Here is a 15273-nt window from a genome sequence, read left to right as displayed (position 1 = left end):
CACGTTTCTGAACCCGCGAAGGCGGGTGACTGTACTTGCAGGCGCGAATTCATTCGCCGGCCATTCTTAATCTCGCCGACGTTTTTGGGCCGGGCTATCGCGCGTCGTGCGTATCCTTCTACGGATTCACCACCGCGCCGAACTTTCGCACGCGCATCTGATAATCTTCGATCGCCTGCACCAAATGCTCGGCGCTAAAGTCTGGCCAGAGGGTGGGGGTGACCCACATCTCAGAGTACGCGATCTCCCAGAGCAGGAAGTTGGACACACGCAGCTCACCGGCAGTTCGAATCAGCAGATCGGGATCTGGCATTTCGGGCGCGTAGAGATGAGCGGAGACATCTTCTTCGCTGATCTTCGCCGGATCGATCTCGCCGCGCACGGCCGCTTCGGCCAGCTTTCGGACGGCGTCTACGATCTCGGCGCGGCCGCCGTAATTCAGCGCGAGGTTCAGCACGAGGCCGGGATTATTTTCGGTCAGGGCTTCGGCGCGCTCGATCTCTTTGCGCAGCGAGGGCGTGAGCTCCGCGCGGCGTCCGAGGAAGCGCATGCGGATGCCGTTTTCGTGCAGCTCCAGCAGCTCCGTGCGTGTGGCGTGCTCGATCAAGGTCATGAGGCCGTCGGTCTCATGCTTGGGGCGTCGCCAGTTCTCGTTGGAAAAAACGTAAAGGGTGAGATATTTCACGCCGAGGTCGGAGGCGGCGCGGACGATCTTCTTGGTCGTCTTGTAGCCTTCCCGGTGCCCGAGCAGGCGGGAGGGAAGATGGTGCTTGCGCGCCCAGCGCCCGTTGCCGTCCATAATGACGGCAACGTGCTCGGGCATGCGTGCGGGGTCCAGCCGCTCCCGGAGACGCTGGGTCTCGCGGGATTCGGCTGTGACGGGCTTGGAATGATCGGCGATGGAGCCGTTCTGCGTGTTCTGCGATCCCATAGATCTCAGACTTCCAGCAGTTCGGCTTCTTTGAGCTTGGCGATATGATCGACTTCGGCGACGTATTTGTCGGTCAGTTTTTGCACCTGATCCTGGAAACGCTTCGCCTCGTCCTCAGACGCCTCGTTCTTCTTTACCATTGCCTTGGACTGGTCGTTGACGTCGCGCCGGATGTTCCGGATCGAGACACGTCCTTCCTCGGTCTTCTTGTTGAGGACCTTGACGAACTCCTTGCGGCGCTCTTCCGTCAGCGGCGGAATGGAGAGGCGCAGGCTGGAGCCGTCATTGACGGGGTTGATGTTGATGTCGGAACTCTTGATCGCCTTTTCGATGGCGGCGACGGCGCCGCGGTCGTAGGGCGTGATCACCAGCTGGCGCGATTCCGGAACGCTGATCGTCGCGAGCTGGTTGAGCGGCGTGGGAGAGCCGTAATAATCGGCCAAAATACCGTCGAGAAGAGTCGGGTTTGCACGCCCGGTTCGGATGGTGGAGAAGTCGCTTTGCGTCGACTCCACCGTCTTTTTCATCTTCTGCTCGGCTTCCTTAGCTAAGTCAGCGAGGCTCATTGGGAATATACTCCTGCGGAAATGTGGGTGCGTATCAAAGTGGTTGCCCGGAGACTAATACTTTACTACGCATCCCGCGTCACAATGGTTCCAATCGGTTCGCCGGCGCCGACACGCTGAATGTTGCCCGGCACGTTGATATCGAATACGACGATCGGCATGTTGTTTTCCATGCAGAATGTGAGCGCGGTCAGGTCCATGACCTTAAGGCGACGGTCGATTGCTTCGGTGTAGGTAATCCGGTCGAACTTCACGGCGTCGGTGTGCTGGCGCGGGTCTTTGTCGTAGACGCCGTCGGTGCCGTTCTTCGCCATCAGCATGGCGTTCGCGCGGACTTCGCTGGCGCGCAGGGCGCTGGCGGTGTCCGTGGTGAAGTACGGGTTGCCGGTGCCGCCGGCCAGGATCACGACTCGGCCCTTTTCCAGATGGCGCAGCGCGCGTCGCCGGATATAGGGCTCCGCAACAGCCTGGATCGGGAGGGCTGTCTGCACGCGGGTGTCCACGCCTTGCTGCTCCAGGGAATCCTGAAGGGCGAGGGCATTCACCACCGTGCCGAGCGTCCCGATGTAATCGGCCGTCACGCGCTCCATGCCCGCCTTTTCGGCGAGCGTGCCGCGCATGACATTGCCGCCGCCGACTACAATGGCGATCTCGGTGCCGGCCTTATGCAGGGCGGCCACTTCACTCGCGATCGTGGCGACGGCGGTGTAGTCGATCACGCCGTGCGAACCGTCTCCGGCGAAAGCTTCGCCGGAGAGTTTCAAGAGAACCCGGGGAAAACGCTCACCGGGTTGATGGTTCGACGTAGACATAGGTTACGCGCTCGCCTCGCCGATTTCGTAGCGGACGAAGCGCTTGATCTCGGTCTTACCCTTGATCAGCTGCGCGATCGTCTGCTTCTGCTCACGAATATAAGCCTGCTCCAGCAGAACAGTCTCTTTGAAGAAGTTGCTCAGGCCGCCTTCGATGATCTTTTCCAGGATCTCCGCCGGCTTGTTCGCATTCTTCGGTTCCGCCATCGTGCGAGTGCGAACTATTTCGCGCTCTGCGTCTACCTTGGCGGCAGGAATCTCAGCCGTGGTCAAGAACTGCGGGTTCGTGAACGAGATGTGCATCGCGATTTCGCGGGCGAGCGCCTGGATCTCAGGACCCTGGCCGGTTAGCTCAATCAGAACGCCAATCTTGCCGCCCATATGGATGTAGGCGTCTACAGTGCCTTCCGTGCTCTCATAGACTGAGAAGCGTTTGAAGATGATGTTCTCGCGCAGTTTGGCGAACGTCTCTTGAAGCTGCGCGCGGACCGGGGCGCCGGTTCCGGAGTGGATAGCGTCCAGAAGCTCGTCCACAGTTCCAATGGTTGCGTGTTCGCTAGCGTGCGCCGCGAGGGTCTTCGCAAGGCCACCGAACATCTCGTTGCGGGCAACAAAGTCCGTTTCTGAATTCAGCTCAATGATCGTGCCCAGGGTTGCCGTTTCGTTTAGGAACGCTTCCACGACGCCTTCCGCGCTAACACGATCTGGCTTGACTTGCATCTTGCCGTTCTTCTCGCGCAGCCAAAGAATAGCGGCTTCCATGTCGCCGTTTGCTTCGACGAGGGCTTCTTTCGCCTTCATCATGGGAGTGTCGGTCTTTTCGCGAAGTTCTTTTACCATCGCCGCAGTGATTTCGGCCATCTTCAAATCCTCTTCGATATCAAATTTTTTGCTTTCAGCGCGGTCGCTGAAAAGCTATGGTTAACAAACAATAGGCGGACGGAGCCGAAGACTCCGTCCGCCTCAGTGTTTTGGACTAGGCGGACGGGGCAGCGGCCTCGCCCTCGGCGATCGCGGTCGCCGTGGGAACGACAGCGTCAGCGTCGCCCGTGACTTCGATGCCAGGAGCGTCGGTTCCAGCGACCTTGCGCTCAAGCTCTTCCCACTGTGCGGCGACAGCGGCGGCATCGACTTCGTCGCCAGACTTGCCGGCTTCGCCTTCGACATCCGTGGCGCTGGCTTCCTGCCACTCGCCCTGCTTGATCTCGATGATCGCATCGGCGATCTTGTTGGAGATCAGCTTGATGGCGCGGATCGCGTCATCGTTGCCGGGAATGACATAATCGACTTCGTCGGGATCGCAGTTGGTGTCGACGATCGCGATGATCGGGATGCCCAGCTTGCGGGCTTCCTGAACGGCGATGCGCTCCTTCTTGAGGTCCACGATAAAGATCGCATCGGGCAGTCCGGGCATATCCTTGATGCCGCCCAGATACCGCTCCAGCCGATCGCGCTCTTCGCGGCGCTCGAAGGCTTCCTTCTTCGGCAGCGAATCCAGCGTGCCGTCGGCTTCCAGACGCTCCAGCTCACGAAGGCGAGCGATGCGCGTCAGGATGGTGCGGTAGTTGGTGAGCATGCCGCCCAGCCAGCGGGAGTTGACGTAGTAGGAGCGGGAGCGTCGCGCGGCTTCGGCGACGGCTTCCTGAGCCTGCTTCTTGGTGCCGACAAACAGCAGCTTGCCGTTGTTGGTCGCGAGTTCCTGAACGAACGCATAGGCGTCATCGAACAGCTTCAGGGTCTGGTGCAGGTCGATGATATAGATGCCGTTGCGTCCGCCGTAAATGTACCGCTTCATCTTCGGGTTCCAGCGTCGTGTCTGGTGACCGAAGTGGACGCCTGCTTCAAGCAGGTCCTTCATTTGCAAAACTGACAATATCGTACTCCCTCGTTGGTTACTTCCCCGCCGTTCATCCGGTAGGCGCGTTCTGCAAAGCAGTCACGCGCGCCTCCGTCCCGGCGAGTGTGGATTGAAATTTTCCGCCCGGTGATTATAGCATAAAAGGGAAGAAAGGCGCAAGTCGCGTTTGCTAGTCTGAAATGAAGAGTTTCCGTTGCTGTTGTAAAGGCTTATATAAATATGAAAACTAAAGAATCCAGTTATGATATCTGCAACATTTTGATCGTAACTTGGTCTATTGACATTGAGCACTGTAGCCTAGAGTTATCCAAATTATGGCGCGGTGACAATCAACGGAGAAAATGATGAAGATCACAAAGTTACAATGCACAGCCCTTGCTGTCGCCACCCTGGGGTTTGCACCAATTACCGCCGCGTACGCCGAACAAGCATTCACATTCACCGGTCTTATTGATACGGCGAATGGATTTTCCAACGTAAAAGTCGGGGATACATTTACCGCAGTCTTTACACTCAGCGATCATGCTTTTAATTACTTACAAGATCCGTATCACGCTTCATATGTTTCGCTACCCTGGTATCGGCCTGGCGATGTCACTGCAGTCGAGACGTTTGGCGGTTACACCGTCATTCAGGACTTTTCGGACCCCTTTGCATATAACATTCTCAATGGTGAGCAAACAGATCCTTCCGTCTTCGGCATTGACAGCATTGGCGCTGGGACACAAGGAACATCGGGCGATGGAATTACGGAAGGATATAGCAACCTCGATGTTTTTACTTCCGACCCATCGACTCTCGGCGCCCTGTCGTCCATTTATCCCGTGATCAGCGGGCCCGGACTCAACGACATCTCCTACTGGCAATCGACGTACTTTGGATTCAGCGGACAAAATGCCGATGGCTCCAGCGGATCTATTTCGGGCCATCTCACGGATATTCACACAGTAACCAGCACACCGGAGCCTGCGCCGATGGCGGTATTGTGGCTTGGGGGAATAGGGCTGTGCGCTTTAGTGCTACGTGCGCGTAAACGTCAATCCGCGACGGTATAGGGCAATAATCCAAAGGCGACGTGCGGAGAGCACGTCGCCTTTGGTTTTTATCTTTACCCCGAAACCGCCGGCGGCTTCGCGAGAGTCGCGCATTCGGCGAGAGATTGGTGAACGAAGGCGATCACCATACTGTCTTTACCAACTCCAGAAGCGCCGCGCTTGATAGAGCTGTGGCGCACGTCGCCCGCCGCAGAGACGCTGGCTTTCAGGAGGAAAGACGCAAGGTGGGGTGATTAAGAAGAAGCGGGGCAATGAATTACCCGGCAAGAACCCCGCAATGACTCTCAGCCCCGTATTTCAATGAGGGGCGCTTGTTGCCCCAAGACTACCGCCGAAACAGCGCCATGATCAGATACCAGAGGGCCATGTACCAGACGTTGCGCCCTCGGCCTTGCAGGCCGCCTTCGACGGTCTGGCCGACGCTGTGCAGTACCCCTGTCACACGAATCGGGACTTTGTGGCGCGAGCAGGCTTTGCAGCGGGCGCCGGCGGTTCCCTGGACCATGCAGCGGGGGCAGATGGGGGTGGCGCAGCGACTGCAGCGCAGGCGGGTGATGGTCTTTTTGTGCTTGGTGCAGTAGAAGGCGCCGGGGTCGCTCTCCACCAGAACATCCGGTGGGGGAGCTTTCATTTCTTTGCCGCAGACGCCGCAAAACTTGTGGGAGTCCGGGTTTTTTGCTTTGCATTCGTGGCAGATCATGGGAGTTATCCTCAGAACTCTATCGAGATTCGCGCTATCTTTTGATAAAGAATTGTACCTCTTAGGGTAGGAATTCCTTTCGAAAATCAGATTCTAGCTGGCGAGCGACATTTGTTCCCGAAAGCGCACAGAGGGGAAGGCCGCCGCCGGGGTGCGTACCGCCGCCGACAAAGTATAGCCCTCGGACATCGGGACAGACGTTCGGAGGGCGCAGAAAGGCGTTGCGCCAGCCATTGGAGCTGAGGCCGTAGACCGCGCCGCGCCGGGCATTGTATCGGCTTTGCAAGTCCAATGGGGTCCACATCTGCTCGACCATGATCCGGTCTCGCAATCCTGTGAGGCCCATCGCCTCCAATTTGCTCAGAACGATCTCTCGGTATTGGGAGGCTTGCATGCTCCAGTCAAACTCGGGACCGAGGGCGGGTGGATTCGTCATCACAAAAAGATTGGAGCAGCCGGGCGGCGCTTTCGTTGGATCAGTGATGCTCTGGCAGGCGACGCCGATTGTGGGATCGTCGGCGGGGAGATGCTGATCGAAGATGCTTTCGAACTCGCCTTCTAAGTTGTTCGAAAGAAACGAATTGTGGTGCGCGAGCTGCGGGTATTCGCCCCGGACGCCAAGCAGCAGGAGAAACGCCGAGGTGCTTGGCTCAATGGCGTCGATCTTACGGTCGGGATAGTGCGGACGTAGCTCGGGCTTGAGCAGATCTTTGTAGGCGGCGAGTGTGTCTTCATTACAAATCACGGCGTCGGCGTATCGTCGCTCGCCGTTGTCCATGACGACGCCTCGCGCCCGGCCATTTTTGACGATGATCTCACGGACGGCGCTGTTCGTCTGGAGGGAAACGCCAACCTCTTCCGCAAGATCGACAAGGGCTTCGGCAAGCTTGTAAAGGCCGCCCTGGACATAATATGTCACTTGCCGCCATTGCACGTCGGCGACGGTGGCGAAAATCCCAGAACTCCGAGCGGGGTGAGAGCCGCTGTAGAGCGCGTACAGCTCGAAGACTTGCCGCAGGCGCGCGTCGGTGAAGTGTTCGCGCACGACATCGCGCAGCGTGCGCCAGGGTTTGAGTGCTAAGAACTCACGGAGTTGTCCCCATTGCTCGCGTGTCGGAACGCCATGGACACTGGCGCCGAAGTCATTGCGCAGGAAGGGATCGGTGGTGGCGTCGGACACGCGATGCGCGTAGTCGAGGAATTGGACGAAGCCGTATTCTTCGCCAGGCGCGAACTTAGCGATGGCCCGAATTGCGGCGTCTCGGTCTGCGGGAGCGTCCAGAGTCGCGCCGTCTGGGAAATGGTAGCGACAGATGGTATCAAGAGGGGTAAGATCGACGGCATTCGCCAGTTTGCGGCCGGCGGCAGCGAAGATTTCGTCGATCGCCCAGAGCATTGTCAGGACGTGAGGGCCGGTGTCAAACTGAAATCCATCGGAAGTCCATGTGTTCAGTTTGCCGCCAATTCGCTCGTTTTTTTCCAGCAGCTTGACACTCGCGCCGCGCGCCGCGAGCTGAATTCCTGAGGAGAGACCACCCATTCCCGCTCCGATCACGATGACTTCCATCTCATCATTTTACCTCTTCAGGAGACGCCCTGAAAATTCTTCGGGAATTTATGCTTTGAGAAGGAAAATTAGTATTGCATGACCAATTTAAGTCCCATCGCCACGAATTCACACCACAATCTTCAATCGGTGTCCCTAACTGGAAAAGCAATCACATGACTGATTATAAATTATCGCGACGAGAACTCATGGGTCTCGCCGCAGGTATTGTCGCCGGAGGAATCGCTGGAGGCGCTATGGAGGGCGCTGCGGCAGCGCCCGTCAAACCGGGTAAGCCGTCTCGAGCGAGCGCCGCCACGATTCAGGACCCACGGTGCGAATATCTGACCGATCCTTTGGGCATTGACGAACGCACGCCGCGTCTAAGCTGGAACGTCCAATCCAGCGCCCGAGGATGGCGGCAGAGCGCTTATGAGATTGCGGTCGCGAGCACGCCCGAGCATTTGTCCTCGGGGCATGTGGATCTGTGGGAGAGCGGCAAAGTTTCTTCATCCGCGACCAATCATATTGAGTATCAAGGCAAGCCGTTGATGTCCCGGCAGCAATGCTTCTGGCGGGTGCGCAGCTTTGACGCTGCTGGCGGCGCGACCCCCTGGAGCAAGCCCGCGCACTGGGAAATGGGACTGCTGGAAGAGAAAGACTGGAAGTCGAGCGCCTGGATCGGGCGTCAGGCGGATCGCCCCAAGTCGGGCGGCGCGACGCTGCAAGGCGTCTCGTGGATCTGGTTTGCCGAGCCGGGCGTCGATCCCACCGCGCACGCTCCGAACGGCTCGCGCTGGTTCCGCCGCGCATTTAATATCCCGGCCGGGCGCAAGTGCGTTTCCGCGCGTCTGCTCTTCACCGTTGATGATGCGTATGATGTGCGTCTGAACGGAAAGCATGTGGTGAAAGGCGGCGGCGAGGACGATTGGCGCACGACGAAATCCCAGGATGTGACCTCCCATATTGTCGCCGGTCCGAATGTGCTGGCGATTGTCGGTGAGAATGTGAAGGACGGCGCCGGCCTCGCGTGCCGCCTTGTGGTGATGCTGGATCAGGGCGATCCCGTCATTGTCGATTCCGGCGCGGGCTGGAAGGCGTTCAATCACGAAGTCGCCGGTTGGGATACCGTCGCCTTCAACGACGGCGCCTGGCCGGACGCCCAGGTGGTCGCCGCGATGGGCGCCAGTCCCTGGGGCGTCCCCGCGCCGCCCGCTGAACCGACGGCGTCCTCCGATCCCGCGCCTTATCTGCGCCGTGAGTTTACGTCCAAAGATCCCGTCAAGCGCGCCCGGCTTTACGCCTGCGGTCTCGGCTATGCCGATATCTACTTGAACGGGAAGCGCCTGGGCGGCGCGTCCGAGCGCGACACGGCGTATACAGCGTTCGACAAGCGCGTGCTCTACACGACCTACGATGTGACGGCGCTGGTGGCTCTGGGCGACAATGCGCTGGGCGCGGTGCTCGGCAAGGGATGGTACGATGTCCACGATCTGGCGACCTGGGGCTTCGAGCATGCGTCGTGGCGCGGCCCGCAGCGGCTGCGTCTCGTGCTGGAAGTAGACTATGTGAACGGCTCGCACAAGACCATTGTCAGTGACGGCTCCTGGAAGAGTTCGACCGGGCCGATCGTGCGCGACGGCATCTATAGCGGCGAGATTTACGATGCGCGGCTGGACATGCCCGGCTGGAACCGCCCAGGCTTCGCGGCGGGGGCGGCATGGGCGCCGGCCATGCTGATGGAGGCGACCGCTGGCAAGCTGGCGGCTCGCCGCTGCCCGCCGGTCGCCGTCACGCAGGACCTGGCGGCTGTCGAGATCACCGAGCCGTCCGCCGGTGTTTATGTCGTCGATTTCGGTCAGAACTTCTCCGGGCACGTCCGGCTGCATATCGCCAATGCGCCCGCCGGAACGTCAATCACGATGCGCTACGGCGAATTGGTCCACAAAGACGGTTCGCTGGATACGTCGAACATCGACTATTACATGAACAAGACCACGCCGAAGCAGCTCTTCCAAACGGATACTTACATCTGCAAGGGCGGCGCGGACGAAGTCTGGGAGCAGCGCTTCTCCTACAGCGGCTTCCGGTACGCGGAGGTGACGGGGTTCCCCGGCAAGCCTGAGAAGCAAAACTTCACGGGACGGTTCGCCCATACGGCAGTCGCGAGCGCCGGCGAGTTCTCATGCTCCGATGAGATGCTGAACAAGATCCAGAGCGCCACACGCTGGTCCTATCTCAGCAACGCCCAAAGCATCCCCACCGACTGCCCGCAGCGCGAGAAGAACGGCTGGACCGGCGACGCCCACCTCGCCGCGGAAGCTGGCCTCATGAACTTCCAATCGGCGTCGTTCTACACCAAGTGGCTTGACGATGTCGCGGACAATCAAGTTGCGAACGGTCAGGTCGGCAATATCATTCCGTCGGGCGGGTGGGGAAGCGGCGGCTGTCATCCCGCCTGGGACAGCGCTTATCCTATCATCGCCTGGGATCTCTATCGATATGGCGGCGACAAGCGTATTTTGTCGCGCCATTACGATCACATTGCACGCTATGTCGACTACCTCGCGGGCCGTCTCGAAAGCGACGTCATCCCATTCGGCAGTCTGGGCGACTGGCTGCCCTGGAAAACGCAGACCCCCAGCGAACTCAGCTCGACCGTATATATGTATCACGATTCGTGTATTCTGAGGGACGCCGCTGTGGTGCTCGGTCGGGACGCCGACGCGCAGAAGTACGGCGCGCTGGCCGATCGAGTCAAGGCCGGCTTCAACGCGAAATGGTATCACGCGGACAAAAAGATGTACGCGAGCGGCGAGCAGACCGCGCAGGCCATGCCGCTGTTCTTCGGCCTGACCGCTCCCGACAATCGGGACGATGTCTTCGCCGCTCTGGTAGCCGACATCGAACGGCAGGGCCATGTCGACTGTGGCATCTTAGGAGCCAAATACATCCTACGCGTTCTGAATGACGGCGGGCGCGCCGACTTAGTCCATCACGTCGTCGCCCGCAAGGAGCAGCCCAGCTGGGCCTGGTGGATCACGCAGGGCGCTACGACCTTGTGGGAGCAGTGGACCGAGAGCGACTCGCACAACCACATCATGTTCGGCGATGTCAGCAACTGGTTCTTCCAGGGCCTCGCCGGCATCGGCCTGGACCCAGAATCCCCCGGCTTCGCGCACATCCTCGTCCGTCCGCAAGTCGTCGGTGGCATCACCTGGGCCAAGGGCAGCCACCTCGGGCCGCACGGAAAGATCACCACAAGCTGGACCCACCAGAACGGCAAATTCCATCTCGACGTCACCGTTCCCGCCAACTCCACCGCGACCGTCTGGATCCCAACATCCGACTCCGCCAAGGTCACCGAAGGCGGCTTGTCCGCCGAAAAGTCGAGGGGCGTCACATTGGTGCGCCAGGAGGACGCCGCAGCGGTGTACTCCGTTGGATCTGGGACCTATTCGTTTACGGCGTAGATTTGGACGCGGCGTCAAGCCATACTCAGCCCTTCGTGACAAATCACAGCTCCAGGAGACTTTTGGTTTCCTGGAGCTGTTTTGTGTTTCGCCTGACTAATTAAAAAACAACCGAGCAGGCGGACGTTTCGTTTGGGCGGCTTGAGTGGTATATTAACGCCAGAACTTGCGTTCATGGAAGAACGCGCCAATCACATTGGTTATCGACAAAAGGAGCAGGGAATGAAAACGAAGTTATGGATCGCGGCGGCGGGTTTGCTGGCGACGGCGGCGCACGCGGATACGACGACGGTGGTGACGCAGAAGACGACGTCTACTCCCGCAGTGACGGTCACCGTCAATCAGCAGCGTGTGGCGTTCGCAGGAGCAGGCCCGATCATCGCCGAGGGCGGCAGCGTTTTCGTGCCGCTTCGCGGCGTCTTCGAGCAGCTGGGCGGCCAGATCCAGTGGGAGCCGGCCTCGCAAGTCGTCACGGGCGCGCGTCCCGGCCACCAGTTCCGAATTCGCATCGGCTCCGATCAGGCGCTCGTTGACGGCACTCAGCGCACCCTGACCGTTGCGCCCCGCGTCATCGGCAAGACGACCTACGTCCCACTGCGCTTCGCCAGCGAGGCCCTTGGCGCGACCGTCGACTGGCAGCCCAGCACCCATACTGTCTTAATTACTTCCGCGCCGACGGAAGCCGTCGTCAAGAAGACGACAACGACTACCACGACCACGACGATTAAGAAGCACTGAGACTGAGTCCCCCGTTTCGCGCACACCTTCTCCGGCGAGCCGCTTCGCGGGGCTAAGAAGTAGGATGCCCTTGGCCCCGCCGAGGGTTAAGAACAGAGAAACGCAGGCATGTCGATTATTTTTCGACACGCCTGCGTTTTTATGGTCTAACCCGCTGTGGAATCGGGGATATTTTTTTTCTGGCTCTATGGCTTTTCTGTGGGTAAATTGGCCCATAGGTTCCGGCAAATTGCAGCAGCAAATGAATGAAGGTGGGACACGATGAAGTGGTTGTTTCTAGTGATGATCGCCATTGGGGCGGGAGTAGTTTGTCCGCGCGCCGATGCGGAATTTCGAGCTTATCCACGCTCTGTCACCAGCGCCGTCTCTACGGCTGATTTGGTTATTACTGGCGTAATCGTTCATTTTACTCCTGATTCCAAGATTCTTGCTCGAAAGCTCAGCGTGCTGCAAGACGCCGGAACTTACTCGGTTCACATTCATCAAGTCCTGATGGGGAAATCCCCTGCGGACTTGATCGTTCACTTGCCGGAGATGCGGTCGGGATCTTATAACGACCTCCCCTCACCTCCTGGGCCGGGCGACCTCGTACTCCTTGTGCTTCGCCATACGAAGGGCAGCCTTGAGCCGAGCGATAACACCATTCCCATAATTCCTCTGGCTTCAACGGCGACAGCGACGGATGCGCCGGCGGAAACCGCAGCGTCCACACGCGCCATTCGGCTGGTCGCTATGTCCTTGAGCGATCCTAAGTGGCGTAAGGCTGACGCCGCTATTATTCAGATGGATCAAGATGAAATGCTCCCCGCAGCGTTGGCTCCTTATATGAATGATTCGGACCCTAGGGTGCGTGGCGCAATTCTCTATGGCTTGGCGAGCAATCAGCAGGTGAGCGTAATCCCGAGAATCGTTCGTCTTGAGAACGAGCTGCAAAAGAACCAGGAAGCAACGGGAGCAATCATGGGGTTATCGACCTTCACCATACCTGAGGCCATCCCTTACCTCAATGAGGCGTTATTCAGCCCTGTCTATTTCACGCGCGTGCAGGTTATCTTTTCGCTGGATCGCCTCGTGAACCAATCAAGTATTCCATATCTGCTTCTAGCAATGCGTGATCCCGATCCGCAACAAATTATTGAGACGAGCGCTTGGGCGCTGCTGCACCAGTCAATTCCCGCTTTAGGGATCGTGTATCAGGATGGCTCCTATTTTTATAACCATCGAGAGGAAGCTGAAAAACCCGTTTACCAATGGTGGAGTGATGAACTCTCGGGTAAGCATCTCGCAAAGGATGATATTGGTCCGTCTGCCCAACTGCCAAGCACTATCGTCGATCTGAATAAGCTCCTCTTCAGTCCTTACCAATCAACGCGCAAGGCGGTGAGCGCGCAATTGGTAAAATTAGCAGACAAAACGAGCATTCCTTATCTGATCATTGCGCTTCAGGATCCGGATAACATAGTCGCCTTCAATGCAATCACAACATTAGGGCGTCTCATCCCTGGACTGACAATGCCTGGGTTACCTCAAGATTTCGCTGATCGACATAATGACTACGCTCAGCCCGTTTATGATTGGTGGAGAGCCGAACTTTCGGGAAAGCATCTTTAAAGTTGGTCCTGACTCCCTAAACACAAATCGATCGACAGGTTATTGGTTATCGGACATTCAGCAAGGCGATTTTAATTCTCCGCGTCTCTTTATCCAAGTCAGCGCTACGTCGATCGGTTCGAAGGCGCGACGGAGATCATCTCTGTCGCGCCTTTTTCCGTGAACCTAATATATATGTCAGCAAGCTTTCTTTGAGTACACTCCGATAACACAAGTATGACCGGCGAGGTCGTCGGCGCTGCATCCGCAGGAGTGTGCCACTTGAAGATTTCCAAGAACAAATCCGTTCGCGCCGCTGCGACTTTACTGCTGTCCGGAGCTGCGCTAGGCGCGGCGCCGGCGCATGCCGAGCCCTCCCTCAATACCATTGTCTTTGGGACGCCGAACCTCGACGTTCCCGCGCTTGGTGATTATGACGGCGACGGGAAAACCGACGTTGCGGTTTATCGGCCGACGACCGGGCAGTGGTTTCTGCGCTGCTCCAAGGAAGGGGCGCGCGTTGTGACGCTCGGCGCTCCGAACTTGGACAAGCCCGTCCCCGGCGATTATGATGGGGACGGCAAAACGGACCTTGCCGTGTATCGTCCCTCGACGGCGCTGTGGATGATCTCCCTGTCTGGAGGCGGTTCGCGCACGGTCACATTTGGAGCAGCGAATCTCGATCGCCCGATTCCGGCGGACTATGATGGCGACGGCAAGACGGATCTGGCGCTTTACCGTCCTTCCACTGGTCTATGGTCGATTCTGCTGGCCAATGGGGAAACACGTATGGCGACGCTAGGCGCGCCGAACCTCGACATTCCCGTTCCTGGCGATTATGATGGTGATGGTAAGGCGGATATCGCGACCTACCGGCCAACGACCGCGCAATGGTTTGTGAAGAATGCGGACGGAAGCGTACGCGTTGTCCTATTTGGCCATGCTGGCGCCGACCGTCCTGTTCCCGGGGATTATGACGGCGACGGCAAGATCGACTTCGCGGTGTACAGTCCGGGTGAGCGCAAGTGGTACGCCCTTCTTCCCAATGGCGCGCAAATCGTCTCCTTTGGCAAGCCTGAGAGCCTACCGCTCGCCGGCGACTTTGACGGCGACGGTAAGACGGACTTTGCCTACTTCCAATACTCGGCCGCAGAGTGGGGCTTTCGCATTTCCAACTCGCACGGCCATCGAGTTCATTTCGGCCATGCGGGGGACGTCGCGGAGCCGGGCGACTATAACGGCGACGGCAAACTCGACTTAACGGTATTTCGGCCATCTACGGGGCAGTGGCTGATTCAGACCGCCTCTGGAGCCGCTTCGGCTCCCATCATGTTGGGCGCGGCCGGCGATCGCCCCGTACCGGCGGATTACGATGGGGACGGCAAGACAGATCTTGCGGTATTTCATTCCAAAGGCGGTCAGTGGATCATCCGATCCTCGCGAACCGGAATGGCGCGCACGGGAGTGCTGGGCTCGGACGGCGACATTGCGGTTCCAGCGGATTATGACGGCGACGGCAAAGCCGATCCCGCTGTTTTCCAGCACAAAACTGGCCAGTGGCTGATCTATCGCTCCACGGGCGGAGAGCCGGTCAAGGTGACCTTCGGCATAGATGGAGACGTTCCGGTCCCCGCGAAGTATTTCGGCGGCGGCGCGTCAATCGCCGTATATCGGCCGAAAAGCGGCCAATGGTTTCTGCGCCGTCCGTCGGGTGAGACGGTAGTTGTGGCGTTAGGAATCGCCGGCGCGGATAAACCGATCCCTGCGGATTATGATGGAGATGGCAAGGCGGATCTTGCCGTGTGGAATCCGTCCACTGGCCAGTGGACGCAGGAAGCGCTTGGCGGAAAGCCGACGACGGTCGTGCTTGGCGGCTCTCATGACGCGCCGATCCCGGTGGACAGCAATGGCGACGGCAAAGCGGACCCAACGCTGTTCCGTCCGACGACGGGCGATTGGATCACGCAGCCCACCGAGACGAAAGTCTGAACTCGTCGCCGTTCT

The 15273-nt window shown here is 58.7% G+C and carries 12 protein-coding genes; 5 read left to right on the top strand and 7 right to left on the bottom strand.

Annotation, left to right across the window (positions count from 1 at the left end; all coding sequences use genetic code 11):
* Positions 1-118 precede the first annotated feature (118 nt).
* The 5 genes from ABIZ35_RS19020 to rpsB all read right to left on the bottom strand — a co-directional run bounded on the left by ABIZ35_RS19020 (position 119) and on the right by rpsB (position 4182).
* A complete protein-coding gene (locus tag ABIZ35_RS19020; RefSeq protein ID WP_348221497.1) occupies positions 119-931 on the bottom strand; it encodes an isoprenyl transferase in 813 nt (270 codons plus the stop codon).
* A gap of 5 nt (positions 932-936) precedes the next feature.
* Positions 937-1497 carry a ribosome recycling factor gene (gene frr, locus ABIZ35_RS19015; protein WP_348221496.1) on the bottom strand — a complete coding sequence of 187 codons (561 nt, stop codon included), beginning with the start codon at positions 1495-1497 and terminating at the stop codon, positions 937-939.
* Between the two features lie 65 nt (positions 1498-1562).
* Positions 1563-2309 (bottom strand): UMP kinase, encoded by a 747-nt coding sequence (gene pyrH / locus ABIZ35_RS19010; protein ID WP_348221495.1) that lies wholly within the window; start codon positions 2307-2309, stop codon positions 1563-1565.
* A gap of 3 nt (positions 2310-2312) precedes the next feature.
* Positions 2313-3170, bottom strand: coding sequence for a translation elongation factor Ts (gene tsf / locus ABIZ35_RS19005; RefSeq protein ID WP_348221494.1), 858 nt, complete (start codon positions 3168-3170; stop codon positions 2313-2315).
* A gap of 115 nt (positions 3171-3285) precedes the next feature.
* Positions 3286-4182: a 30S ribosomal protein S2 gene (gene rpsB / locus ABIZ35_RS19000; protein ID WP_348221493.1), complete on the bottom strand. Its 897-nt coding sequence runs from the start codon at positions 4180-4182 to the stop codon at positions 3286-3288.
* Positions 4183-4508: 326 nt separating this feature from the next.
* Between rpsB and ABIZ35_RS18995 the strand changes: the two genes are divergently transcribed.
* Complete coding sequence (locus ABIZ35_RS18995) at positions 4509-5222, top strand: hypothetical protein (protein WP_348221492.1); 714 nt, start codon at positions 4509-4511, stop codon at positions 5220-5222.
* A 325-nt stretch (positions 5223-5547) separates the two neighbouring features.
* On the opposite strand, the gene ABIZ35_RS18990 is transcribed toward ABIZ35_RS18995, so the two are convergent.
* Complete coding sequence (locus ABIZ35_RS18990; protein ID WP_348221491.1) at positions 5548-5922, bottom strand: hypothetical protein; 375 nt, start codon at positions 5920-5922, stop codon at positions 5548-5550.
* A 61-nt stretch (positions 5923-5983) separates the two neighbouring features.
* A complete protein-coding gene (crtI, locus tag ABIZ35_RS18985) occupies positions 5984-7489 on the bottom strand; it encodes a phytoene desaturase family protein (protein ID WP_348221490.1) in 1506 nt (501 codons plus the stop codon).
* Between the two features lie 155 nt (positions 7490-7644).
* On the opposite strand from crtI, the gene ABIZ35_RS18980 reads away from it, so the two are divergent.
* The 4 genes from ABIZ35_RS18980 (at position 7645) to ABIZ35_RS18965 (ending at position 15258) form a co-directional block, all read left to right on the top strand.
* Positions 7645-10941: a family 78 glycoside hydrolase catalytic domain gene (locus tag ABIZ35_RS18980; protein ID WP_348221489.1), complete on the top strand. Its 3297-nt coding sequence runs from the start codon at positions 7645-7647 to the stop codon at positions 10939-10941.
* 222 nt (positions 10942-11163) lie between these two features.
* Positions 11164-11679, top strand: coding sequence for a copper amine oxidase N-terminal domain-containing protein (locus tag ABIZ35_RS18975; RefSeq protein ID WP_348221488.1), 516 nt, complete (start codon positions 11164-11166; stop codon positions 11677-11679).
* A gap of 261 nt (positions 11680-11940) precedes the next feature.
* Positions 11941-13290 carry a hypothetical protein gene (locus ABIZ35_RS18970; RefSeq protein ID WP_348221487.1) on the top strand — a complete coding sequence of 450 codons (1350 nt, stop codon included), beginning with the start codon at positions 11941-11943 and terminating at the stop codon, positions 13288-13290.
* A 261-nt stretch (positions 13291-13551) separates the two neighbouring features.
* Positions 13552-15258, top strand: a complete 1707-nt coding sequence (locus tag ABIZ35_RS18965; RefSeq protein WP_348221486.1) for a VCBS repeat-containing protein — start codon at positions 13552-13554, stop codon at positions 15256-15258.
* Positions 15259-15273 lie beyond the last annotated feature (15 nt).

Origin of the sequence: Capsulimonas sp. (assembly GCF_039929585.1) — a bacterium.
Taxonomy (GTDB): Bacteria; Armatimonadota; Armatimonadia; order Armatimonadales; family Capsulimonadaceae; genus Capsulimonas.
Note: the sequence above shows the minus strand (reverse complement) of the source record. Positions and strands in the feature narration are given on the sequence as shown.